The sequence below is a fragment of the Nonomuraea endophytica genome, from assembly GCF_014203235.1.
In the GTDB taxonomy this organism is placed as follows: Bacteria; Actinomycetota; Actinomycetes; order Streptosporangiales; family Streptosporangiaceae; genus Nonomuraea; species Nonomuraea endophytica.
In genome coordinates this window covers 687,025-709,098 of record NZ_JACHIN010000001.1, presented here as the reverse complement: position 1 = coordinate 709,098, position 22,074 = coordinate 687,025, and the positions used below count along the sequence as shown (strand labels likewise).

23 protein-coding genes and 1 tRNA gene are annotated in these 22,074 nt (G+C 68.0%); 15 read left to right on the top strand and 9 right to left on the bottom strand.

What is annotated here, in order from left to right:
- Positions 1-22 precede the first annotated feature (22 nt).
- The 3 genes from rlmB to HNR40_RS03265 all read left to right on the top strand — a co-directional run bounded on the left by rlmB (position 23) and on the right by HNR40_RS03265 (position 1,865).
- On the top strand, positions 23-982 hold the full coding sequence (rlmB, locus tag HNR40_RS03275) for a 23S rRNA (guanosine(2251)-2'-O)-methyltransferase RlmB (RefSeq protein WP_184958184.1): 960 nt from the start codon (positions 23-25) through the stop codon (positions 980-982).
- 21 nt (positions 983-1,003) lie between these two features.
- Positions 1,004-1,076, top strand: a tRNA-Thr gene (locus HNR40_RS03270).
- A gap of 129 nt (positions 1,077-1,205) precedes the next feature.
- Positions 1,206-1,865: a DUF6461 domain-containing protein gene (locus HNR40_RS03265; RefSeq protein WP_184958182.1), complete on the top strand. Its 660-nt coding sequence runs from the start codon at positions 1,206-1,208 to the stop codon at positions 1,863-1,865.
- A 29-nt stretch (positions 1,866-1,894) separates the two neighbouring features.
- Here the strand turns inward: HNR40_RS03265 and HNR40_RS57785 are convergent, their stop codons facing one another.
- A complete protein-coding gene (locus HNR40_RS57785; RefSeq protein ID WP_221339903.1) occupies positions 1,895-2,230 on the bottom strand; it encodes a tyrosine-type recombinase/integrase in 336 nt (111 codons plus the stop codon).
- A 1,041-nt stretch (positions 2,231-3,271) separates the two neighbouring features.
- Here HNR40_RS57785 and HNR40_RS03255 point away from each other — a divergent pair.
- Positions 3,272-3,961 carry a GNAT family N-acetyltransferase gene (locus HNR40_RS03255; protein WP_312896234.1) on the top strand — a complete coding sequence of 230 codons (690 nt, stop codon included), beginning with the start codon at positions 3,272-3,274 and terminating at the stop codon, positions 3,959-3,961.
- Between the two features lie 1,318 nt (positions 3,962-5,279).
- Here HNR40_RS03255 and HNR40_RS03250 read toward each other — a convergent pair.
- From HNR40_RS03250 to HNR40_RS03240, 3 genes are all read right to left on the bottom strand, one after another.
- Positions 5,280-6,875, bottom strand: coding sequence for a GMC oxidoreductase (locus tag HNR40_RS03250; protein WP_184958180.1), 1,596 nt, complete (start codon positions 6,873-6,875; stop codon positions 5,280-5,282).
- 298 nt (positions 6,876-7,173) lie between these two features.
- Entirely contained in the window at positions 7,174-7,671 is a 498-nt protein-coding gene (locus HNR40_RS03245; RefSeq protein ID WP_184958178.1) for a carboxymuconolactone decarboxylase family protein, read from the bottom strand.
- 60 nt (positions 7,672-7,731) lie between these two features.
- A complete protein-coding gene (locus HNR40_RS03240; RefSeq protein ID WP_184958176.1) occupies positions 7,732-8,793 on the bottom strand; it encodes an NAD(P)H-dependent amine dehydrogenase family protein in 1,062 nt (353 codons plus the stop codon).
- Positions 8,794-8,860: 67 nt separating this feature from the next.
- On the opposite strand from HNR40_RS03240, the gene HNR40_RS03235 reads away from it, so the two are divergent.
- Positions 8,861-9,223 (top strand): MerR family transcriptional regulator, encoded by a 363-nt coding sequence (locus HNR40_RS03235; RefSeq protein ID WP_184958175.1) that lies wholly within the window; start codon positions 8,861-8,863, stop codon positions 9,221-9,223.
- Positions 9,224-9,740: 517 nt separating this feature from the next.
- Positions 9,741-10,382: a CHRD domain-containing protein gene (locus HNR40_RS03230; RefSeq protein WP_184958174.1), complete on the top strand. Its 642-nt coding sequence runs from the start codon at positions 9,741-9,743 to the stop codon at positions 10,380-10,382.
- A 345-nt stretch (positions 10,383-10,727) separates the two neighbouring features.
- On the opposite strand, the gene HNR40_RS57780 is transcribed toward HNR40_RS03230, so the two are convergent.
- Positions 10,728-11,096, bottom strand: a complete 369-nt coding sequence (locus HNR40_RS57780) for a ClpX C4-type zinc finger protein (RefSeq protein WP_184958173.1) — start codon at positions 11,094-11,096, stop codon at positions 10,728-10,730.
- A gap of 17 nt (positions 11,097-11,113) precedes the next feature.
- Positions 11,114-11,452 (bottom strand): hypothetical protein, encoded by a 339-nt coding sequence (locus HNR40_RS03220; RefSeq protein ID WP_184958171.1) that lies wholly within the window; start codon positions 11,450-11,452, stop codon positions 11,114-11,116.
- A gap of 312 nt (positions 11,453-11,764) precedes the next feature.
- On the opposite strand from HNR40_RS03220, the gene HNR40_RS03215 reads away from it, so the two are divergent.
- From HNR40_RS03215 to HNR40_RS03200, 4 genes are all read left to right on the top strand, one after another.
- Complete coding sequence (locus HNR40_RS03215; protein WP_184958169.1) at positions 11,765-13,585, top strand: glycosyltransferase family 2 protein; 1,821 nt, start codon at positions 11,765-11,767, stop codon at positions 13,583-13,585.
- Positions 13,586-13,660: 75 nt separating this feature from the next.
- The gene (locus HNR40_RS57040) at positions 13,661-14,671 is read left to right on the top strand and encodes an energy-coupling factor ABC transporter permease (protein ID WP_184958167.1); all 1,011 of its coding nucleotides are present in this window, start codon (positions 13,661-13,663) and stop codon (positions 14,669-14,671) included.
- Positions 14,672-14,674: 3 nt separating this feature from the next.
- Positions 14,675-15,433, top strand: a complete 759-nt coding sequence (gene cbiQ, locus HNR40_RS03205; protein ID WP_184958165.1) for a cobalt ECF transporter T component CbiQ — start codon at positions 14,675-14,677, stop codon at positions 15,431-15,433.
- Positions 15,430-16,173, top strand: a complete 744-nt coding sequence (locus HNR40_RS03200) for an energy-coupling factor ABC transporter ATP-binding protein (protein WP_184958162.1) — start codon at positions 15,430-15,432, stop codon at positions 16,171-16,173. The genes cbiQ and HNR40_RS03200 overlap by 4 nt, the downstream gene beginning before the upstream one ends.
- Here the strand turns inward: HNR40_RS03200 and HNR40_RS03195 are convergent.
- Positions 16,151-17,167 (bottom strand): potassium channel family protein, encoded by a 1,017-nt coding sequence (locus tag HNR40_RS03195; protein WP_221339902.1) that lies wholly within the window; start codon positions 17,165-17,167, stop codon positions 16,151-16,153. The two genes, HNR40_RS03200 and HNR40_RS03195, sit on opposite strands and share 23 nt — an antisense overlap.
- Positions 17,168-17,244: 77 nt before the next feature.
- Between HNR40_RS03195 and HNR40_RS03190 the strand changes: the two genes are divergently transcribed.
- The 4 genes from HNR40_RS03190 to HNR40_RS03175 all read left to right on the top strand — a co-directional run bounded on the left by HNR40_RS03190 (position 17,245) and on the right by HNR40_RS03175 (position 19,909).
- Complete coding sequence (locus HNR40_RS03190; RefSeq protein WP_184958158.1) at positions 17,245-17,583, top strand: STAS domain-containing protein; 339 nt, start codon at positions 17,245-17,247, stop codon at positions 17,581-17,583.
- A 59-nt stretch (positions 17,584-17,642) separates the two neighbouring features.
- Entirely contained in the window at positions 17,643-18,416 is a 774-nt protein-coding gene (locus HNR40_RS03185; protein WP_184958156.1) for an SDR family oxidoreductase, read from the top strand.
- Between the two features lie 6 nt (positions 18,417-18,422).
- On the top strand, positions 18,423-19,190 hold the full coding sequence (locus HNR40_RS03180) for a crotonase/enoyl-CoA hydratase family protein (protein WP_184958154.1): 768 nt from the start codon (positions 18,423-18,425) through the stop codon (positions 19,188-19,190).
- A 110-nt stretch (positions 19,191-19,300) separates the two neighbouring features.
- Entirely contained in the window at positions 19,301-19,909 is a 609-nt protein-coding gene (locus HNR40_RS03175) for a rhomboid family intramembrane serine protease (RefSeq protein WP_184958152.1), read from the top strand.
- On the opposite strand, the gene HNR40_RS03170 is transcribed toward HNR40_RS03175, so the two are convergent.
- Positions 19,906-20,466 (bottom strand): TIGR00645 family protein, encoded by a 561-nt coding sequence (locus HNR40_RS03170; protein WP_184958150.1) that lies wholly within the window; start codon positions 20,464-20,466, stop codon positions 19,906-19,908. The genes HNR40_RS03175 and HNR40_RS03170 overlap by 4 nt on opposite strands.
- A 140-nt stretch (positions 20,467-20,606) precedes the next feature.
- On the opposite strand from HNR40_RS03170, the gene HNR40_RS03165 reads away from it, so the two are divergent.
- A complete protein-coding gene (locus tag HNR40_RS03165; protein WP_312896161.1) occupies positions 20,607-20,984 on the top strand; it encodes a BlaI/MecI/CopY family transcriptional regulator in 378 nt (125 codons plus the stop codon).
- Here the strand turns inward: HNR40_RS03165 and serC are convergent.
- On the bottom strand, positions 20,963-22,072 hold the full coding sequence (serC, locus tag HNR40_RS03160; protein WP_184958146.1) for a phosphoserine transaminase: 1,110 nt from the start codon (positions 22,070-22,072) through the stop codon (positions 20,963-20,965). The genes HNR40_RS03165 and serC overlap by 22 nt on opposite strands.
- Between the last annotated feature and the right edge of the window lie 2 nt (positions 22,073-22,074).

Sequence of the window (22,074 nt, the reverse complement as noted above, 5' to 3'; positions counted from 1 at the left end):
TTTCGCCGGTACCCTTGGTCCCATGGCAGCAGGTGGTAGGGCGTCCGGTCGACCGGCGAAGAAGAAGGGCCCGGCCAAGGGCACCGGTGGGCAGAAGCGGCGCAGCCTTGAGGGCAAGGGCGCGACGCCGCCCGCCCACATGCGCCACTGGTTCAAGGACAAGTCCCGCGAGGAACGCATAGCCCGCGAGGCCAAAGGCGGCGCCGGCCGGCAACCGGCTCGCCAGCGCCGCTCCGAGGACGCCCCCGAATACATCGGCGGCCGCAACCCGGTCCTGGAGGCCATGCTGGCAGGCGTCCCCGCCAGCGCCCTCTACGTCGCCCAGCGCCTGGAGAACGACGACCGGGTCCGCGACTCCATCAAAATCGCCGCAGAGCAGGGCATCGCCCTGCTGGAAGTAAGCCGCGACAAACTCGACCGCCTGACCGAAGGCGCCGTCCACCAGGGCATCGCCCTGCAGATCCCCGCCTACGACTACGCCCACCCCGACGAACTCGTCACCCTGGCCGCAGACGCCGCCGAAGTCCCGCTGATCGTGGCCCTGGACGGCGTCACCGACCCCCGCAACCTCGGCGCCATCGCCCGCTCCGCCACCGCCTTCGGCGCCCACGGCATGCTCATCCCCTCCCGCCGCTCCGCCGGGGTCACCGGCGGCGCCTGGAAGACCTCCGCCGGCACCCTCGCCAACCTCCGCGTCGCCCGCGCCGCCAACCTCACCGCGGCGCTGCGCGAGTACCGGGAAGCCGGGCTCTTCGTCGTGGGGCTTGACGGGGAAGGGGACGTGGAGATCGGCGACGTCTCCCTCTTCACCGAGCCCCTCGTTGTCGTGGTCGGGTCGGAAGGGAAGGGGTTGTCCCGGTTGGTGCGGGAGCAGTGTGATGCGCTGGCCAGGATTCCCATGCAGGCCGCGGCCGAGTCGTTGAATGCTGGGGTGGCTGCTGGGGTTACCTTGTACGAGGTGGCTCGTCATCGGCGCGGGTGACCGTCTACACTGGTGGGCCGTGCCGACGTAGCTCAATCGGCAGAGCATCTGTCTTGTAAACAGAAGGTCAGGGGTTCGATTCCCCTCGTCGGCTCTGCACTTCGAAGGCCCTTCGGGAAGATCTCGAAGGGCCTTTGTGATCTCCACAGTGCAACCTCTCCGACTTCTGCCAGCCCTTCCTGCGATGATCCTTCCTTCTCGTCATGGCCGATGGAGGTCAAGCATGGTTGATGAGGTGGCGCAGCAGACATATCTGCACTACAGGCAACTGCTCGACGGCAGTTGGTTGGGAGAGGCCCTCTGCTGGACGGTCTTCGTGCCTCACGACGGGTCTGCGTTGAGTCTCGCGGAGACTGGTGAACGGGTGAGTGAGGCAGGACACTACGAGGTCTATGAGACGGACACCTTCGAGCATGAGGAGGTGTTCCTCGACCTGTCGGATGACGCGCCTTGGGCGATGCTCGTCGATCGCTCGGATCGGTACGTGGCACTTTTCGAGTACAACGGATTTCAAGGCGTCTACCCGCCGGTTCTTCCCCGGCTGAGCGCGGGAGGGCGAGCCTACAGCGCCTACTGGAACGTCAATGCCACCAATTCGGTTGGCTTTGCCGTTGACGGCGAGATGGTGCTCTCGTTCAACGCCATGTACGCCGAGGAAGCAACGGGGCTGCCAGAGTGGGATCAGTGGCCGCAGGTGCAGGCCGTCCTTCCCTATTTCGATTGGCAGAAGGGGGAAAGCTGGCGAGCGGCCGCTCTAACCGCCATCGAACTCGCCACAGGAGCGAGGCTGAGTGAGGAGTGGCTTAGCGAAGCGCCGTCCTTTCTAATGGGCCGATCGAACGAGCAGGCCCCCCGGTTAGGTCCTGCTGGTGATGTGTCATGAGTTGGGCTGGTTCTTATCGAGGCTGGCGTTCAGTCGGTCAAAGGCCTTGCGGGTCTCCGGGGATCTGGGTGTAGACGTTCATGGTCACGGAGATCTGCGTGCCTGAGGATGTGCATCGCCACCCGTGGATGGACGTCGAGCGCGGCCAGGAGTGAGGCGCAGGTGTGCCGGGTGTCGTGGACGCGGATGCGTGGCACTCCGGCGCTATTGCAGTGGGCGTCGAAGGCCCGGCTGAGGTTGCGTGGTTCGATGGGCGTGCCCCACTTGGTGGTGAAGACAAGGCCGGAGTCTGTCCACTTGTCTCCCGCCGCGTCGCTGGCTTCCTCCTGGATCTTCTGGCGGCTGCGCAGGGCGGCGATGCACATTCCGAGGAGGGACCGCGAGTCCGCGGAGCGGTCGGTCTTGGTGGTCTCCCGGTGCAGGAGCTGGCCGCCCACGCGGGTGGGCGGCGGGCGATGTGCACCTCCTCGCCGTCGAAGTCGACGCAGTCCCAGGACAGGCTGAGCACCTCACCACGTCGGAGGCCGAGGAGGAGGATGAGGACGTAGGCCGCGTAGATCGGATCGCCCTGGGCGTGCTCTAGGAAGCGCCGGGGCTCCGTCGACGCTCCAAACGATCTTTTGGCGGGACTTCTTCGTCTTGTCCGCGATCGGGGTCTCGGTCAGGGCCGCGACGTTCTTCGTGATCAGCTCTTCGCGAATCGCCTGGTTCAGCGCGGCCCTCAAGGTGCGGCGCAGGCCGATGATGCTGGGCCGGGCTGGGTAGCTCTCGCAGTACTCGCCGACGGCACAGCAGCGGCGCTTGGATGCCGGGCGGCTGTGATCCTTCTTCTTGCGTGAGGAAGCCCACCCCGGCTTTTGCGCAGCATTTCTGCTTTGCCATAGCGCGTTCGTGGTCTTTCTTCTGTGCGCGGTAGGTGCAGAGCTTGGGCAGCATGTTGATCCAGAGCTGAACGTCGCGGACGCCCCCTTCCTGGTCTTCTGGCCGTCCGGGGGTGGTCACCTAGACGTAGTCGGCCGAGCCGCCCATGTAGTGGGAAGACCGAACCCTCGTTGTTGGGCTCGAGTACCACGGTGCTTGGGGCTCTTCCGGCGTTGCGAGAACGGTTTGGTTGGCATCACGCAGCTTCCTTCGCTCGTATGACGGCTCACGAGGTCATGCGTGCTCTCCGCGCGAAAGGTGCCATCTACACCGTCTGGGGCTTGGGCGGCTTCGTCAGCCGGCCCAGCGACGGCGAAGGCTCAGATCAACTCTGTAGCGGCGAGGCGTTCGCGCGTCCAGTAGATCACTAGGTTGTCGTAGACCTGCCCTGGGAGATGCTTGACGCCTATGACCGGTGGTTTCGGCTATGCCGTTGCGGGGCGGTTGTGGGCTTGCCGTTCTGCGGGAGGCGGGGGTTGGCGCTGGTGGATTTTCTGTTGGGTAGGCGTTTCCTTCTGATGGTGGCCGCCGATCTGCCCGAAGCGCCGTCGCGCGATAGCGTTTCGTCCGTGATGGAAAACGGCGAGATCGAACGGGGCGAGCAGACTGCAGTGGCGCCTGATGTTGACCTGGGGTGTTCTTCTCGCGTGGTCTTGCGGCGTATCACCATGCACGATCAAGACGAGTTTCTTGAACGAGTTCGTGCCAGCGTCAAGCTGAACCTGCCGGCGACTCCAGACGCGTTCCAGGCGTTCCTCAGTCGCTTTGACGAGGGACGATCCGCCGAAGGGTTGCTGGTCTGTCTCGTTGAGACTGGTGCCATCGCGGGCAATGTCAATATCAACAGCATCATTCGTGGATGCTTCCAGAGTGGCTCGCTGGGGTACGCCACCTTCACGCCCTACGCGGGTCGCGGGTACATGTCAGAAGGTCTTGGCCTGGTGCTACGGCATGCGTTCGAGGAGCTACGGCTGCATCGGCTGGAAGCGCAGATTCGGCCCGATAACCGGGCTTCCATCAAACTGGTCCAGCGCTACGACTTTCGTTACGAAGGTTACTCGCCCGATCTTCTGTTCATCGATGGTGAGTGGCGTGGTCATGGCCGATGGGCCCTCACCAACGACATGCATGGTGTCGTGCCCATCGCTCCGCATCCGACACTGCCCAACCACTGACGCTGCTCGCTGGTGAGGTCGTCTCGACTTGCGTAAACCGGGCCCAATCGAAATGCGGCTTTCGGTGAACTGGATTATGCTTCAGGGTTTCCGGGCGGCTGAACGCCGCTTATTTAATGTCAGTGATGGATGCCTGCGGCGATCAAAAGCGCACCGCCGAAGACATATGCGAGTCGCGTCAGCTGGGCTCGACTCTCGCCTTTCCTTGTGGCCCGGCGAAGAGGAGTTACTCCCGGCCCGGAGGGGCCCTGGTAAGGGGTCTGCTTCCGGCTGTGGGGCGGCGCTTTGGTGGTGGGAATGGGTGGCCTCACTCCTCCTTTTTCAAGGGGTGGGGGTTAGCAGTAGGCGATGCCTGCCACTGCGAAGGGGCTGTTGTGGTACGGCGTGTATTCCGATCGCTGCCCGGGGGTGACGCAGGGGCTGACCTCGCTCCAGGAGCCGATTTGGGGGGTGGGTTGGGTGACGTGGATTCGGACGCCGTAGCCGCCGGTGCCGTATGCCCAGGCGGTCTTGATGCCCTCGTGGCCGGCCGTACAGCTGGCTGGGTGGCTTGGGCGGGGGTGGCGATGATGGCGAGGGTGGCTGCGGCGAGGAGGGTCGCTGTGGATAGGGCTGTGGGCTTTCTCAAGCGCATGTGGTGACTTCAGGGGTGCACTTTTTGGAAAGCTTCCTAATAGAAAGTGGGCGTGCTTCGCCTGGAGTCAAGGCTGTGTGCCGCTGTTGGTCGCTTTCGGGGTGATCTTGGGGGTGGGGCTTCACTTTGAGGGCTCGCCCGGCTGTTGGGGATTTGGGTGGGTGAGGTCGGCTGTGGTCGGCGTTGCGGGTGGTGCGCGGGGGAAATGCCAAGGAAGATGTACGGCGGGCAGACCTTGCACCGGCTCTGACGTGCGAAAATGGTCAAATGGGGGATAGGGAAGAAATCTATCTTCGGGTAGACCCAAACGATTCGCTGCGTGACGCGTACGACGACCTGTTCGTCAGGACCCAGCCAGGGGCACTGGAGCATCGGGAGTACCTCGCGGGCCGCTACTGGATCATCTTTCGGGATACCGGGCAGACCCGAGACGGGACGGATGGGAACATTGTTCGCATCTTCGAGCTCACGACGAAGGTCGTGCGCACAGCGCACTAGCTGAAAAGTGGCCGCGCCACGTCTTTCTGGGCAGATGGCACATGTAGGCGCATCTTGCCATTCACCTGCGGACTCGTGGGGCGGGTGGGAAAGATGAGGGCATCCGCTGACCCGGTCAAGGCGAAGCGGACACCCCCGGCTCAGGAGATCTTGCAGATTCATACCCTGGGCCGGGGGTGGCGGTGATCAGAGGTCAGTGGCGATGATGGTGTCGATGTTGCGTTCGGCCAGTGCGGTGATGGTGACGAACGGGTTCACGCTGGTGTTGCCTGGGATCAGCGCGCCGTCGATGACGTAGAGGCCGGGGTAGGCGGTCAGGCGGCCGTAGTTGTCGGTGGCTTTGTTGAGTACGGCGCCGCCGAGCGGGTGGTACGTGAGATGATCGCCCCAGATCTTGTAGATGCCGAACAGGTCGGTCCGGTAGATCGTGCCCTCTTTCGCGTTGATCTTGTCGAAGATCGTTTTGGCCATGTCGATGGACGGTTGTTTCCACGCTGTCTGCCAGTTCAGGTCCACCGAGCTCGTCGCGGAGTTCCAGGTGAAGGCGGCTCTGTTCGGATTCTTGGTGATCGAGAGATAGAACGAGGCGAACGTTTCGATTCCGGTCGGCAGCGGGGCCACCTCGGCGAAGGCGCCGCCGGCTGACCAGTTGTCTATGCCGGAGCAGGGGATCGTCGACTGGAGTTTGCCGGTCGGGTCCCAGAGGTGGTTGGCGCGGCCGCACATGACATTGCCGTTGTCGCCCCAGCCCTTGCCGATCTCGTTGTTCAGGTTGGGTAGCGCGCCGGTGGCCTTCAGCTTCACCAGGAGCTTGCTGGTGCCGACGCTGCCCGCCGCGAAGAAGACGCGGTCGGCGGTGACGGTCTTGGTGGCGGTGGTGGCGCCGCTGGTGTTGAGCTGGTCGATGACGACGGTGTAGCCGCCGCCGGACGCGGGGGTGACAGAGGTGACCTTGTGGAGAGCGGAGATGGTGACCCTGCCGGTCGCCCTGGCGCGGGCTAGGTAGGTCTGTTGCAGGGATTTCTTGCCGTGGTTGTTGCCGTAAAGGATCTCTCCGGCCAGGGCTGACTTGGTGGCCGTTCCGGCGGCCTCCCGCTTCATGTAGTCCCAGTCGTAGACGTCGGGAACGAAGACGAACGGGAATCCGGAGCGCTGCGCGTGCTTACGGCCGACGCGCGAGTACTGGTAGCAGGCGGTGGTGTCGAACCACGCGGGATCGATGAGGCCGACGCCCAGACCGGCGTTGGCGCGGGGGTAGTAGGTGGCGTACATCTCGTCGGCGTTCACCGAGGGAAGCACCGTGGCGAAGTTCTCGCGCTTGGGCGTCACGGCCATGCCGCCGTTCACCAGTGAGCCGCCGCCGACGCCGCGGCCCTGGTAGACGGTGATGCCGCTGAACTCCTCCGCGTCGAGGATGCCCGTGTAGCGAGGAATGTCGCGGTCGATGGGGAAGCCGAGGAAGTAGTTGAGGGGGGCCTTGGTGCGCGTACGCAACCAATAGGAGCGCTGGTCGGGGGCGAGCGTGCTGCAGAAGATCTTGCCATCGGGGCCTGGCGTGTCCCACGCCATCCCCATTTCCACCATGTGTACGGCCACGCCCGCCTCTGCCAGGCGAAGGGCGGCGACGGCTCCGCCGTACCCGGTGCCGATCACCAGGGCGGGCACGCGCTCGCCCGAGGTGATGACGGCGGCGCGTGCCGCGGGGGCGCGACCGGCCAGGACCGCGGCGCCCAGGAGAGAACCGGTTCCAGCGATGAAGCCACGACGGGAGACACCCGACATGTATCACTCCTCACTCTCGACGGATTCGCGCCTTGACATCACTTGGTGCGGGCGGGGTCGCCCCGGGTCGGCTCCGTGGTCTCACGCTGGGCCGATTCGGTGGGCGGGGGCTCGCACGGGATTCACTCGGGTTCGAGCGTGGTGGGCTCGGGCTTGTTCGGCTTGGTGGTGGGCTTCGGCCCGTGCGGCTTCGGCCCTGTGGTGGGCTTGGGCTGGTGTGGCTTTGAGCCTGTGGTCGGGTTGTGTGGCTTCGGAGCTGTGGTGGGCGTTGGGCCGCTTGCGGTGGCGGCTTTGGCGCTCACTTTCTGGCGGGCGAGGCTCCGCTGGGCAGCTTGCATACGGTGTCGAGGCCGAGCACGCGGTTGAGGCGGCCGAACGCCAGCCAGGAGCCGATGCTCATGCTCAGTTCGACGATTTCGAGCTGGGAGTACTGGGCCGTCATCCGGTCCCAGAACTCCTCGTCCAGGGCGTGGTGGTCGAGGGCGTAGCGTTCGGCGTACTCGGCGGCCAGACGGGTGCGCTCGTCGAAGGCGTCGGTCGTGCGCCAGTCGGTCACGGCGTCGGCGAAGGTGTCCTCGACCTTCTGCCCGTCGCGCTCGGTCCGCCAGTCGAGGCAGAAGACACAGCCGTTGATCTGCGCGATCCGCAGCCGGGCCGCCTCGAACTCGCGCAGCCCGAGCGTGGTGTGGGCGTACACCGACAGCGAGAAGTGCGAGGCGGCGGGGCCGATTCCGGGCACCATCTCGCCCCAGACGTACTCGATGGCGTCCTTGCCCTCGGGAATGTCGATCCTCATGTCAGCCTCCCCGGGCCCGCGAGCGCGGCGGCGACGCGGCGTCGCCGGGAATGTCGGTTGTCATGTCAGCCTTCCGGGCCTCAGGGGCACGTCGAGGGCGTCGTACAGGCCGGGTTCGGCGGCCAGGAGCCAGTCGATGGCGCCGATCAGCCTGCCGACGGCGGTGGCGTTGCCGCCGGCGGAGCGGTTCCCGTCCTCGTCGGTGGCCTCGACCGTGACCTCGATCCGAGGGCGGCCCTCGATGACCACCCGGTGCGCGCCGACGCCGTCCGGCGGTGTCGGCCAGTCGGGGGCGCAGGAGGCGTGGATGCGGGTGACGTGCTCGATGACGATGCGGGGCGCGCCGCCGATGACGCCCTGGACCTCGAAGCGGACCGCGCCCTGGGTGCCGGCGTCGAACTTGCCCATCGTCACCGTGCTCACCGTCGCGTCGAGCGCCCGCCGGTCGACGGTCTCGCGGATCTCGTCGAGCTCAACGCCGAGGGCGTGGGCCATGAGCCGTATCTGCCCGCCCCAGACCATGGACGGGATTGTCGGCGCGAGCATGGGCGGCTCGTAGTCCATCGGCTGGCCCATGCCGACCAGGTAGCGGACGGAGTCCTCCTGGTCGTAGGTGGAGTAGTCGAAGATCTCCTGGCAGCGGATGACGTCCACGACGGAGCCGAGCCCGCTGATCAGCAGCGGCAGCACGTCGTTGCCCCAGCCGGGGTCGACGCCGGAGACGAACAGCGAGCCGCCGCCCTCGGCGATGGCCGACAGCACGGGCTCACGGAGTTCGGGCGGGGCGTTGCGCTGGTCGTAGAGGGCGTAGAGGGAGGGGGTGACGACGACGGCGCCGGCCCTGATGGCCTTGACGATGTCGGCGAGCGCCTCGTCGGGGCGGATTTCGCCGGAGGCGGCGTACACGACGGCGTCCGGGCGGGCCGACAACGCCGCTTCGGCGTCGGTGCTCGCGGTGACGCCGAGGTCGCGGCCGAGGCCGGCGAGCTCTCCTGCGTCGTGGCCGACCTTGTCGGGATTGTGGACGATCACTGCGGCGAGTTCCAGATCCGGGTTGGCCTCGACGGCGCGGATGGCCGCGCGGCCGACATTGCCGGTACCCCAGACCATCGTGGAGACCATGGGCGGAGCGTAGCAAGCGCTTGGTTCGGTGTACAGGGCCTAACATCGGGGTCGGAGGGGGATGGAGATGAAGATCGGCGAGCTGGCCAGGCGGGCCGGTGTGAGCGAGCGGTCGCTGCGTTACTACGAGCAGCAGGGCCTGCTGGTGGCCGGCCGTACGCCCGGCGGGCACCGCGACTTCCCCGAGAGCGCTGTCGACCGGGTCATCCGGATTCAGGAGCTGTTCGCCGCGGGGCTGCACAGTCGGAAGATCGCTCGGGTGCTGCCCTGTATGCGCGACTCCGACGGGGGCCCTGCCGCCATCGCCACTCCTGCGCTGGTGGACGAGCTCACGCTGGAACGTGACCGGATCGACGGGATGATCGCCGACCTGGTCCGCTCCCGGGAGGTCCTCAACGACGTGATCGCCGCGGCCGCAGGCGGCGACTGACGGGTTCGCCACGGCTAGTTCCTTTGGCGTCCGGTGAGGTGGTCGCTGGGGTGCCCCGTGGGGGTGTTCGGGGGGCTTTGGCGGGCGTCCGGCGAGGTGGCGGGTCAGGCGCGCAGTGGGGTGGCGGCGGGTGATCGGCACGGTGGCCCAGTGAGGTGTTCGGTGGGGCGGTGGCCCGGTGGGGTGGCGGGTGCGATGTTCGGCAGGGGTGGCCTGGGTGGGTGTCCGGTCGGGCGTGCGGTGGGGTGGTGGTCCGGTGGGGTGAGCGGTCGGGCGTGAGGCGTTTGGCGGGGTGGTCGGTGAGGGTGTCTGGCGGGGGTGGTTGGTAAGGCGGGTGGGTGGTGAGGCGGGTGGGTGGAGGCGGTCTGATGGGTGGTTGGTAGGGCCGTTGGGTGGGGGTGTGGCTGGGTGGGGAAAGGTGGCTTACCGTTTGGGTGCTTCCTTGTTGCTGGGCGAACCCGGCGGCCGGGCGATCCGTGCTGGGAGTGTCCCGTAGTCGGATGGGAGGAACGTTCCCATGCGCAAGCACCTGGCAGTCGTCGGCCTCACGGCGGCTGCCGCCCTACTGGGCGGCTCCATCCCGGCGGCCGCCACCGCCCCACCGGCAGCCGTCTTCACCCCAACGGCAGCTGTCTCCACCACAACGGTTGCCACTACAACGGAAGCGGCCGCCCCAACGGTCGCCGGCCCAACGGCAGCGGCCGCCTCGACGGTCGCCACTACAGCGGCGTCCGCCGCCACCACATCCGCCTCCACCACATCGGCGGCTGATTATCGGGCGAGGAGGGTCAGGCTTAGCGGCAAGCAGGAAGTCCCGGGTCCTGGTGACCGGAATGGGTCGGGCGCCTTCTTCTGGCGGGTTCACGGGAAGCGCCTGTGCTACGTCCTGACCGTGAGGAAGATCCACCCGGCCACCGCCGCCCACATCCACCGCGGCGCCAGGGGCGTGGCCGGTGACATCACCGTCACGCTCAGGACGCCGTCCGACGGGTCGACGAAGGGCTGCGTCAGGGCGGTCAAGCGGCAGAACGCCGCCAACGCCGCCACCACGCTCACCTGGAGCGAGCTGCGCGCCATCACGAGGTGGCCGCACCGCTACTACGTGAACGTCCACAACAAGAGGTTCCCGATGGGCGCGGTACGCGGCCAGCTCCGCTGACCGCTTGCTCCAGTTCCCTGGGTCGGTTAGGGGGCTGGCCCCTGCTCCAGTTCCCTGGGTCGGTTAGGGGGCTGGCCCCTGCTCCAGTTCCCTGAGTCGGTTAGAGCTGACCACGTGCTCCAGCCCCCAGGGACGACTGAGGAGCTGGTCCCCTGCTCCAGCTCCCCGGGGCGGCCGGGGAGCTGGAGCCCGTTCACTCGGCGGCGAGTCGTTCTGCCTCTTCGTGCAGCACCGCGATCAGCGTCAACTCCAGCTGCAGGTCGCTGAGCTCCGGTGCCGCGAGGCCGTCAAGCAGGCGCATGCGGGCCTCCCTTTGCTGGGAGACGCCTCAGCAGTCACAGAGGTTTACCCGGAAGGCTCTTTGAATCTTTCCCAGGCGGACTGCTTGGTCATGCTGAGCGAGGCGCCGATGCGTTCCCAGCTGACGTTTCGGCCTCGCAGATGCGATACCCAGTCCCGCATGTTGTCGTTGATCTGGGCCTGGACGGCGGCGATCTTCGGCAGGTGGTCGAGGATCTGGTCGTCGCTCATCGTCTCCCACATGGGCAGCCGCGGCTCGGTGCTCTCGGCCAGTTTCTCCTCTTCGAGGATCTGGTCGCACAGGGCCACGCACGAGTCGCAGATGTGGACTCCGGGGCCGGCGATGAGCTTGGCCACCTCGGTGCTCTTCTTGTGACAGAAGGAGCAGTGCAGCTTGTCTTTCCAGTCAGGCATGGCCTGACGTTAACCCGTCAGGCTACTCCTGACAAGCCATCGTCGAGGAGGGCTTTCTGCTCCTCGTGGATGCGGCAGCAAAGGGTGACGTAGGCGTCGAGCACCTTGTCGTAGGCGGCGCGTGCCTGGTCGACCTGGGCGCTGAGCGCGACGATCCGCTCGGGGTCGCCGTGGCGCTCGGCCTCCGCGAGCATCATGCGCGCCTCCAGCACGATGTCCTCAGCCCTGGTCCTGGTACGGCGGAGCAGTTCCGAACATTCGTAGAGCTCCTTCAGCCGCGCTGAAGCGAGGATGTCCTCGGCCGCGTAAAGCACCTTGGCCTGGGCCACGAGCTGCTTGTAGAGACTGTTTCCCATAACCTGCCACCTCCCGGTCAAGGTTGCCTGAGTGTAGACGCGCGAGCCTTGAGCGCGGATCACGGCCGTGGCCAGGGGGTAGGGCACTGTTCCCTTCGGGGTTGTTCTTATCCCCCGGGTGGAAGAAGTGCTTCCCCTGAACGGAATTCGATGCTCCACATAGCCGCTGATAAGGCGATTTAGCCGGAAATTTCGACAGGTGCGGCGGAGGAAAACGGCACACCAAGAGGCCCGATCGCCCACGCGAGAGCCGTTCCTCGTCACATACTGAAACGGAGTACAAGCAGATTGTGACGGCTGAGGGGCGCGGCTGTGGCTGATACGACGACGGGGTGCGACGAGGATGCGGCGGACGTCAGCGTCATCATCCCGGCCCACAACTGCAGGACCTACCTCGACCGATGTCTGACCTCCGCGCTCATCCAGCGCGTGAAGAAGGAGATCGTCGTCATCGACGACGGCTCCGACGACGGCAGCGCCGAGCTGCTCGACCTCTACGCGACCTACCACCGCAGCATCGTCAAGGTCGTCCACCAGCCCTGCTCGGGCGGCGCGGGAAAGCCGCGCAACGTCGGCCTGGAGCACGCCACAGGCCGCTATGTGTTCTTCTGCGACGCAGACGACTACCTCGGTGCCGAGGCGCTGGAGCGCATGGTCGCGATGGCGGACCGCAACGGCTCCGACATCGTCCTCGGCCGCATCGTCGGCCATGGCAGGCGCGCGCCGGTGTCGATGTTCCAGCGCAGCGCCGACCGGGTGGAGCTGGGCGAGAGCGCCGTTTACAACAGCCTGAGCTGCTTCAAGCTGTTCCGCAGGGAGATGCTGGAGCGCCACACGATCCGCTTCGCCGAGGACCAGCTCATCGGCGAGGACATCCAGTTCTCCGTGCATGCCTACTGCCACGCCGAGACGATCTCCGTGGTCGCCGACTACGACTGCTACCACCTCACCGCCCGCCCCGACGGCAGCAGCATCATGCAGCAGCCCGGCAGCCGCGACCCGATCTCCTGGCTGACCATGATCCGGGCCCCGATCGAGCTCATGACCAGGCACATCGAGCCGGGCCCGCTGCGCGACCATCTGCTCAGGCGGCACTTCAGGCTCGACGCCTTCGCCCAGCTCGGCGCGCCGTTCCTGGAGGCCGACGACGTCCGGCGCAAGGACATCGCGGCCGAGGTGGCGGCGCTCTGCGACGAGTACCTGACGCCGGGCGTGGCCGAGCGGCTCAACAGCACCGACCGCCAGCGCCTGGCGGCACTGGGCGACATCGAGCGGCTGCTGCGCCTGGCCGACATCGAGAGCGCGACCGTGCTGCGGCGGCTGACCGGGCTGCGCTGGGAGGCCGAGCGGCTGCTGGTGACCGGTACGGCCCGGCTCGAAGGCATGCGCGACAACGACGGCGTCTCGGTCATCCTGCGGGCCAGGCACGACCCGGCCGGTGAGCTGGTGGTGCCGGCCGAGTGCGAGGGCGGCGAGTTCACCGTGCGCATCGACCCGGCCCAGCTCGCCTCGGGTGTGTGGGACGCGTATGTCGCGGTCGAGCTGGAGGGCGTGACCCGGCTGGGCAGGCTGGGCGCCAACCGCGAGGGCGGGCTGGCCAGGCCGTCGCCCCGGCTGATCGGCAACGTGGTGGCGCTGCCGTACTTCACGAGGGACAACGGGAACCTCAGCCTGGACGTCGGCGGGCACGTGCTGGCGGTGCCCGGCAGCGTGCGCATCACCAGGACGCGCTGGGGGCTGGGGCATCGGCTGCTGCTCGACGGCGAGATCACGGTCGGCGGGTCGGCGGTGGAGGCGGGAGCCGTACGCGGGCTGGTGTGGAAGGAGCGGCGCACGGGCAGCGAGCGGACCGAGCGCGTGACCGCGCTGCCCGGCGGGGCCTTCGCGGCGCGGCCCGCGGTGGGCCGGTTCGCGCCCGGCACCTGGGACGCCTATCTGGAGCTGGAGCTCGGCGGGCCGCCCGCGCGCTTCCGGATCGAGACCGGCGCGGTGGGGGTGCCGGCGGCGCGGCGCTGGTGGCGGGGCGCGGTGCTGCGGAGTGTGCGGCCGTATGCGACTTCGGGGCGTGGACGGCTGAGCACGGTCGTGCGGAAGCTGACGCCGAGAGCGATTCTCCGGAGAATTCTTCGCTAAATGCCATCTATGTGCAGGTGCAAGGCGATGCCTTATCGTAAGGACGTTATCCCCCCTTACTGAGAGGCAGGAGTCGTGCACGTTCCCGATGGCTTCTTCAACGCGGCGGTGTCCATCTCCGCCGGGGTCGTCGCGGCAGCGGGGGTCGCGGTCTGCCTGCGCGGCGCCCGGCGCGAGCTCGACGACCGGACGGCGCCCATGGCGGGCCTGGTGGCGGCGTTCATCTTCGCCGTCCAGATGCTCAACTTCCCGGTGGCCGCCGGCACCAGCGGTCACCTGCTCGGCGGCGCGCTGGCCGCGATACTCGTCGGTCCGTACACAGGTGTCCTGTGCGTGGCCGTGGTGCTCCTGGTCCAAGGACTGTTCTTCGCCGACGGCGGACTGACCGCACTGGGCGTCAACATCACCATCATGGGCATCGTGACCGTCCTGGTCGGCTGGGGCGTCTTCCGGCTGATCACCCGCTTCGCCGCGGGCAAGGGCGCGATCACGGTCGCCGCCTTCCTGGCCGCGCTCATCTCGGTGCCGGCCTCGGCGCTGGCGTTCACCGCCCTGTTCGCGATCGGCGGCACCGCGCCGATCGAGGTCGGCGCGGTGGCCGCCGCGATGGGCGGCGTGCACGTCCTGATCGGCATCGGCGAGGGGCTGATCACCGCGGTGACCGTCGGCGCCGTCCTGGCGGTCCGCCCCGATCTCGTGTACGGCGCCGCCGGCCTGGCCAAGCCGCTCGTGCTCCGCGGCGCCGACGGCTCGATCACGGAGGCCCCCGGAAGGCCGGACACCACCGAAAAGGCCGGGGTGCGACCGTTCGTGCTGGGCGGGCTCGGCGTGACGCTGATCCTGGCGGGCGTCGTCTCCTTCTTCGCCTCCTCCTCGCCCGACGGGCTGGAGCGGGTGGCCGAGGACAAGGGGTTCATCGACCAGACCACCGACCATCTGTTCGGCACGTGGGCGCTGGCCGACTACGGCGACGTGGGCGGCATCCCGGTGGGTGTCGCGGGCATCATCGGCGTCGGCCTGACGCTGCTGGTGGCGGCCGGCATCGCGTACGCGGTGCGCGGCCGTAAGGTCAGGGCCGAGGCGTAGGCCATGGGCGCGGGCCATCACCACCAGCTCTACCGGCCGGGGGCCTCGCTCGTGCACCGGCTGCCGCCGCAGTGCAAGCTGCTCGCGGTGCTGGCCTTCGCCATCGTGGTGGTGGCCACGCCCCGCGAGGCGTTCTGGGCGTTCGGATGCTACGCGCTGCTGCTCGGGGCGGTGGCGGCTTTGGCGCGGGTGCCGCTGACGTTCATCGCCCGGCGGATGGTGATCGAGTTGCCGTTCGTCCTGTTCGCCTTCCTCATCCCGGTCATCGGGATGGGGGAGCGGACCACCGTGCTCGGGCTCTCGCTGAGCGTGCCCGGCCTCTGGGCGGCCTGGAACATCCTGGCCAAGGCCTCCCTCGGCGTGGTCGCCTCGATCCTGCTGGCCGCCACGACCGAGCCGCGGGCGGTCCTCATGGGCGCGCAGCGGCTGCGGGTGCCGTCGCTGCTGGTGCAGATCGCCATGTTCATGCTGCGCTACATGGACGTGATCGTGGACGAGATGCGCAGGATGAAGGTCGCCAGGGAGTCGCGCGGGTTCGAGGCGCGCAACATGCGGCACATCCCGGTGATCGCGCGTTCGGCCGGGGCCCTGTTCATCCGCTCCTACGAACGGGGTGAGAGAGTGCATCTGGCGATGCTGAGCCGGGGCTACGACGGCCGGATGCCGGTCGTGCAGGAGTTCTCGGCGAGCGTGCGGCAATGGGTGATCGCGCTGGCGCTGCCCGGCGGGGCGCTGGCCGTACTGGGGATGATGGCGTGGTGAACTACTCGCTGGAGGTCAAGGACCTCGCCTACGCCTACCCCGACGGGACGCAGGCGTTGTTCGGGGTGGGCCTGGCCGTCGGGCGCGGCGAGCGGGTCGCGCTGCTGGGGCCCAACGGTGCCGGCAAGACGACGCTCGTCATGCATCTCAACGGCATCCTCACCGCCGGGCACGGCACTGTCACCGTCGCGGGCACCCCGGTGCGCAAGGACACGCTCAAGGAGATCCGGCAGCGCGTCGGCCTGGTGTTCCAGGATCCCGACGATCAGTTGTTCATGCCGACGGTCCGCGACGACGTCGCCTTCGGCCCCGCCAACGCGGGCGTGCGCGGCGAGGAGCTCGAACGCCGGGTCAAGAACGCGCTCGACCGGGTCGGCATGCTGGAGTTCGCCGACCGGCCGCCGCACCACCTGTCCTTCGGCCAGCGGCGGCGGGTGGCGGTCGCGACCGTGCTGGTCATGGAGCCGGAGATCCTCGTGCTGGACGAGCCGTCGTCCAACCTGGATCCGGCCGCGCGCAGGGAACTGGCCGAGATCCTGCGTTCGCTGGAGGTGACCGTGTTCATGGTGACGCACGACCTGCCGTACGCGCTGGAGCTGTGCGAGCGCTCGCTCATCCTGTCGGGCGGCGTGATCGCCGCCGACGGGCCCACGCGCACGCTGCTCGCCGACCCCGACCTGCTCGCCGCGCACCGCCTTGAGCTGCCGTACGGCTTCGCTATACCCGCGGAACGTGGATGACGATGAGCCGGTCACCGGCCCGCAGGGTCTGGGCCTGAGGGTCGGCGTAGGTCAGCAGGTCGCCGCCACGGGCCACCGCGATGACCATGCCGTCGCACTCGGCCGGCGACTTGCCCACCTCGTCGGCGGTGACGTCGCGCTCGTACAGGTCAAGGCCCTTGCCGAAGACGAGGAAGTCCTCGATGAGCGCGCTGATCGCCGGGCTCTGCGTGGCCACGCCCAGCATCCGGCCGGCGGCCTCGGACGAGGTGATGACCACGTCGGCGCCGCTCTGCCTGACCAGCGGGTCGTTCTCGGCCTCCCGCACCGCCGCGACGATGGTCGCCGACGGGTTGAGGCTGCGCGCCGTGAGCGTCACCAGGGCCGCGGTGTCGTCGCGCTGGACGGCGATGATGACCTGGGCGGCCGTCCTGATGCCGGCGCGGTTGAGCACCTCGCTGCGGGTGGCGTCGCCCTGCACGCCCACGAAGCCGTCCTCCGTCGCCTCCTCGACCAGCGCGCGGACCGGGTCGATCACCACGATCGACTCCTTGGCGCGTTCGTTCTCCAGCAGCGTGCGGATCGCCGAGCGGCCCTTGGTGCCGTAGCCGATGATCAGTGTGTGGTCGTGCAACCTGGACCTCCAGCGTCTGATCCGGAAAACGTCGCGGGTGCGTTTGGTGAGCACCTCAAGGGTGGTGCCGACCAGGATGATCAGGAAGGCCACGCGCAGCGGGGTCACCGCGACGATGTTGACGATCCGGGCGGTGTCGGTGACCGGGGTGATGTCGCCGTATCCGGTGGTGGAGAGCGAGACGGTCACGTAGTAGAGGGCGTCGAGCAGCGAGACGGTGCCGTCGGCGTTGTCGCGGTAGCCGTCCAGATCGACCGCCACCAGCAGGAACACGGCGCCGAGCACGCCCAGGGCCAGCGCCATGCGCCGCAGGACCGCGCGCAGCGGGCTCATCGGCGCGGACGGCAGCTGAACGCCCGGCTCCGCCTCATCCTCCCGCATAGGGGCTGATCGTAGTTTGTGCATGCCCGCTTATCGGGGATGTCCAAGTACAGTGGCTCATCGAGGAGGGGCCGAACATGAAGCTGCGGCTTGCGCGACACTCGATGGGCGACGCCGTGGTGGTGGCCGTCGAGGGTGAGCTCGATCTGTTCACCGCGCCCTTCCTGCGCGACGAGGTGCGCGATGCCATCAAGCAGGACAGCGCGCGGCTGGTGCTCGACCTGCAGCAGCTCTCGTTCATGGACTCCAGCGGGCTGTCGGTGCTGATCGAGGCGTGGCGGCTGGCCACCGGCGAGGGCGGCGGCGTGTCCCTGGCCGCCCCGCAGGCGCCCGTGGCCCGCATCCTGCGCACCACCGGCCTTGACCGGCGGATCAAGGTCTACTCCGACGTCGACAGCGCCGTCGGCGGCATGTGACCGTGAATTAACCCACCCCGAGTAGAACTTCATTCGGTTGTCGGGTTAGGGTCCGGGATATGGACGTCAACGGATCTGCAGCAATCATCTCCGGCGGTGCCAGCGGCCTCGGTGAGGCCACCGCCCGTGAGCTGGCCGCCCACGGCGCGACCGTGGTCATCGCCGACCTCAACGAGGAGCGCGGCAAGGCCATCGCCGACGAGCTCGGCGGAGTCTTCGTCAAGACCGACGTGTCGGACGAGGAGCAGGTGCAGGCGGCGGTGGACGCCGCCGTGGCGACCGGCAAGCCGGTCCGTGTGATCGTGAACAGCGCCGGAATCGGCTGGGCCGAGCGGACCGTCAACCGTGACGGCGCGCCGCACAGCCTCGGCAGCTACCGCAAGGTCATCGAGGTCAACCTGATCGGCACGTTCAACCTCATGCGCGTCGGCGCGGCCGCCATCGCCAAAACCGAGCCCGTCTCCGAGGACGGCCACCGCGGCGTCGTCATCAACACCGCCTCCGTGGCCGCGCTGGAGGGCCAGACGGGACAGCTCGCCTACTCCGCCTCCAAGGGCGGCATCGTGGGCATGACGGTCCCGGCCGCGCGTGACCTGGCGGCGATCGGCGTACGCGTGAACACGGTCTGCCCCGGCATCATCGACACCCCGATCTACGGCTTCTCGCCGAACTCGGAGGAGTTCAAGGCCAAGCTGGTGGCTCCGGTGGTCTTCCCGAAGCGCATGGGCCGTCCCGACGAGTTCGCCCACCTGGTCCGCTCGCTGATCGAGAACGACTACATGAACGCCGAAGTCGTCCGCTTCGACGGCGGCATCCGTTTCCAGCCCAAGTGAGGTCGCGTGTCTGACTCTGAGGTTCTCGTCGAGGAATCCGGCAACGTCGCCGTCATCACGATCAACCGTCCGCGGGCCCGTAACGCCGTCAACGGCGCGGTGGCCCGGGGCATCGCCGCGGCCCTGGACGAGCTCGACGCCCGCTCCGACATCTCGGCATACGTCCTGACCGGGGCGGGCGGCACCTTCTGCGCGGGCATGGACCTCAAGGGCTTCCTGTCCGGCGACTTCCCGGTGGTCGAGGGCCGCGGCTTCGGCGGCCTGGCCGAGGCGCCGCCGAAGAAGCCGCTGGTCGCGGCCGTCGAGGGGTACGCGCTGGCCGGCGGGTTCGAGCTGGCGCTGTCCTGCGACGTGATCGTCGCCTCCGAGGAGGCCAAGTTCGGCCTGCCCGAGCCCAAGCGCGGCCTGGTGGCGGGCGCCGGCGGCGTCATGCGGCTGCCCCGCCGCATCCCCTACCACGTGGCCATGGAGATCGCCCTGACCGGCGACCACTACCCGGCCGCCCGCCTGTACGAGCTGGGCCTGGTCAACCGGATCACCCCGGCCGGCGGCGCCCTTGAGGCGGCGCTGGAACTGGCCAGGAAGATCGCCGCGAACGCACCGCTGGCTCTGGCGGCGACCAAGAAGGTGATCATCGAGTCGCAGGACTGGTCCCTGGAGGAGATGTTCACCAAGCAGGGCGCGATCGTCGGGCCGGTGTTCGGCTCCAAGGACGCGATGGAGGGCGCCGCGGCCTTCGCCGAGAAGCGCGCCCCCAACTGGAAGGGCGAGTAGAAGCCTCCTGAGGGCCCTCTCCGCGAGAAATGCGAAGAGGGCCCTCAGCGCGCGCATGAGAATTCCTGCGTACGGTAAAAGAGAAGTCAGTCGACCCCGCAGGAGCGCGCATGAACGGCCAGCCCGAAGGACGGTCCCGCTTCCGTGGCATGCTCGCCGAAGCGGCGGGCGCCGTGATCTTGCTTGTCGTGGCGGTCGCCGCCATGTGGGCCATCGAGGTCGTGGACTACGTCCTGCCGGCCAACCTGGACGACTACGGCATCGCCGGCTGGCAGCCCTCGGGCCTGATCGGCATCGTGTTCGCGCCGTTCCTGCACGTGGGCTTCGGCCATCTGATGGCCAACTCGCTGCCGCTGCTCATCCTGGGCTTCCTGGCGGCGGTGCGCGGGCTGGGCCGGTTCGTGGCGGCCACCCTGCTGATCATCCTCGTGGGCGGGCTGGGCACCTGGCTGACCACCCCGCTCGGGACGGTCGCGGTGGGCGCCAGCGGTCTCATCTTCGGCTACTTCGGCTACGTGGTGGCCCGCGGCATCTTCGACCGCAGCATTCTCGACATCGTGATCGCGGTGGGCGTGGCGATCGCCTACTACTCGATGCTGCTCGGCGTGTTGCCGAACCAGCCCGGCATCTCCTGGCAGGGCCACCTGTTCGGGCTCATCGCCGGCGTGGTGTCGGCGTGGGTGCTGCGCCGGCGCCGGAGCTCGCTCACCGCCTACTAGTGCACCAGTTCCTTGGTCCGCTCGGCGGGGGAGTGTGACAGCAGCCGGTCGATCCACGCCAGCCCGATCGCCGAGGCGACGAAGGCCAGGTGGATGAACGTCTGCCACATGATCTTGTTGTCCGGAATCCAGCGCGCCTGGATGAACGTCTGCAGCAGGTGCACCGACGAGATGCCGATGATCGCGGTGCCCAGCTTGACCTTGAGCACGTTGGCGTTGACGTGGGAGAGCCACTCGGGCTCGTCGGGGTGCCCGTTGAGGTTGATCCGTGAGACGAACGTCTCATAACCGCCGACGATGACCATGATGAGCAGGTTGGAGATCATCACGACGTCGATCAGCGCGAGCACGGAGAGCATGACGATGACGTCCATGCTCGGTGTCTCGCCCGTGGTCAGCCTGGTGAAGCTCGCCGCGACCGGTGAATGGCCAGGGTCGCCGGTGACGACCGTCTGGATCAGGTGCCACAACTCAACCAGGAACTGCCACACGTAGACGCCCTGCGCCACGATCAGCCCCAGGTAGAGCGGCAGCTGGAGCCAGCGGCTGGCAAACATCAGGTACCCCAGGCCCAACGGCCGTCTGGGATGGGACGTCACTCCGGTCAACCCCCGTCACGTGCGTGCGTTCTCGCACAACTTTACGGAATATCGACATCACTGGATGCCGCGGGGGTTTTCCGGCAAGAATGTTTCCTGTGGCAACCCTGGGATCCCTGGAACGCGCGATCATGGACGTGTTGTGGGACGCCCGCAAACCGCTGCTCGTCAGGGAAGTCCTGGCCAGGCTGAACAAGGACAGGGCGCTGGCCTACACCACGGTTCAGACCGTGGCCGAGCGGTTGCTGAAGAAAGGGCTGCTGGTGCGCACGCCGTACCGGAACGCCTTCAGGTACGCGGCGGTGCACAGCAGGGACGAGCACGTCACCAGGCTGATGCTCGAAGCACTCTCGGCCAGCACCGACAGGCTGCCGGTGCTGGCGCGCTTCGCGCAGAGCGTCGAGGACGCCGACGCGCTCGCCCTGCTGGAGGAACTCCAGGCCAGGCGGACGGGTCAGAGGCGCTCGACCACGTAGTCGACGCAGGTCGTCAGCGCCTCGACGTCGGCCGGGTCGATGGCCGGGAACATCGCCACGCGCAGCTGGTTGCGGCCGAGCTTGCGGTAGGGCTCGGTGTCGACGATGCCGTTGGCGCGCAGCGTCTTGGCGACCTCGGCGGCGTCGACGTCGTCGTTGAAGTCGATGGTGCCGACGACCTGCGAGCGGAACTCCGGCGCGGCGAACGGCGTCGCGAAAGCGGACTTCTCCGCCCACGCGTAGAGGCGCTGGGAGGAGTCGGCGGTGCGGGCGGTGGTCCACGCCAGGCCGCCGTTGGAGTTCATCCACTCGATCTGGTCGGCCAGCAGGAACAGCGTGGCCACCGACGGGGTGTTGTAGGTCTGGTCCTTCGCGGAGTTGTCGATCGCGACCGGCAGGCTGAAGAACTCGGGCACGTAGCGGCCGGAGGCGGCGATCTCCTCGACCCGGGCCAGCGCGCGCGGCGACATGATCGCGATCCACAGGCCGCCGTCGGAGGCGAAGCTCTTCTGCGGGGCGAAGTAATAGACGTCGGTCTCGGCGATGTCGACGGGCAGCCCGCCGGCGCCGGAGGTGGCGTCGACCAGCACCAGCGAGTCGTCGGAGCCGACCCGCCCGATCGGCATCGCGACGCCGGTCGAGGTCTCGTTGTGCGTCAGGGCGTAGACGTCGACGCCCTCTTCGAGCACGGCCGCCGGGTGGGTGCCGACCTCGGACTTGATGATCGTCGGGTCGCCGAGCCAGGGCGCCTTGCTGACGACGGCGCCGAACTTGGAGGAGAACTCGCCGAACGACAGGTGCTGCGACCTCTCGCGCACCAGCCCGAAGGCGGCGATGTCCCAGAACGCGGTGGTGCCGCCGTTGCCCAGCACGACCTGGTAGCCCTCGGGCAGCGAGAACAGGTCCGCGAGGCCGGAGCGCACGCGGCCGACCAGGCTCTTGACCGGCTTCTGGCGATGGGAGGTCCCCATGACGCTCGCTCCGGCGGAGGCGAGCGCGGCCAGCTGCTCGGGTCGGACCTTCGAGGGCCCGCAGCCGAAGCGGCCGTCTGCGGGCTTGATGTCAGCGGGAATCACGATGTCAGCCACCT

What these genes read in the sequence shown, in the direction of transcription:
- rlmB (WP_184958184.1), top strand. Translation starts at nt 23, where the DNA reads ATGGCAGCAGGTGGTAGGGCGTCCGGTCGACCGGCGAAGAAGAAGGGC.
- HNR40_RS03265 (WP_184958182.1), top strand. Translation starts at nt 1,206, where the DNA reads ATGGTTGATGAGGTGGCGCAGCAGACATATCTGCACTACAGGCAACTG.
- HNR40_RS57785 (WP_221339903.1), bottom strand. Translation starts at nt 2,230, where the DNA reads ATGTGCATCGCCGCCCTGCGCAGCCGCCAGAAGATCCAGGAGGAAGCC.
- HNR40_RS03250 (WP_184958180.1), bottom strand. Translation starts at nt 6,875, where the DNA reads ATGTCGGGTGTCTCCCGTCGTGGCTTCATCGCTGGAACCGGTTCTCTC.
- HNR40_RS03245 (WP_184958178.1), bottom strand. Translation starts at nt 7,671, where the DNA reads ATGAGGATCGACATTCCCGAGGGCAAGGACGCCATCGAGTACGTCTGG.
- HNR40_RS03240 (WP_184958176.1), bottom strand. Translation starts at nt 8,793, where the DNA reads ATGGTCTCCACGATGGTCTGGGGTACCGGCAATGTCGGCCGCGCGGCC.
- HNR40_RS03235 (WP_184958175.1), top strand. Translation starts at nt 8,861, where the DNA reads ATGAAGATCGGCGAGCTGGCCAGGCGGGCCGGTGTGAGCGAGCGGTCG.
- HNR40_RS03230 (WP_184958174.1), top strand. Translation starts at nt 9,741, where the DNA reads ATGCGCAAGCACCTGGCAGTCGTCGGCCTCACGGCGGCTGCCGCCCTA.
- HNR40_RS57780 (WP_184958173.1), bottom strand. Translation starts at nt 11,096, where the DNA reads ATGCCTGACTGGAAAGACAAGCTGCACTGCTCCTTCTGTCACAAGAAG.
- HNR40_RS03220 (WP_184958171.1), bottom strand. Translation starts at nt 11,452, where the DNA reads ATGGGAAACAGTCTCTACAAGCAGCTCGTGGCCCAGGCCAAGGTGCTT.
- cbiQ (WP_184958165.1), top strand. Translation starts at nt 14,675, where the DNA reads ATGGGCGCGGGCCATCACCACCAGCTCTACCGGCCGGGGGCCTCGCTC.
- HNR40_RS03195 (WP_221339902.1), bottom strand. Translation starts at nt 17,167, where the DNA reads ATGCGGGAGGATGAGGCGGAGCCGGGCGTTCAGCTGCCGTCCGCGCCG.
- HNR40_RS03190 (WP_184958158.1), top strand. Translation starts at nt 17,245, where the DNA reads ATGAAGCTGCGGCTTGCGCGACACTCGATGGGCGACGCCGTGGTGGTG.
- HNR40_RS03185 (WP_184958156.1), top strand. Translation starts at nt 17,643, where the DNA reads ATGGACGTCAACGGATCTGCAGCAATCATCTCCGGCGGTGCCAGCGGC.
- HNR40_RS03175 (WP_184958152.1), top strand. Translation starts at nt 19,301, where the DNA reads ATGAACGGCCAGCCCGAAGGACGGTCCCGCTTCCGTGGCATGCTCGCC.
- HNR40_RS03170 (WP_184958150.1), bottom strand. Translation starts at nt 20,466, where the DNA reads ATGTTTGCCAGCCGCTGGCTCCAGCTGCCGCTCTACCTGGGGCTGATC.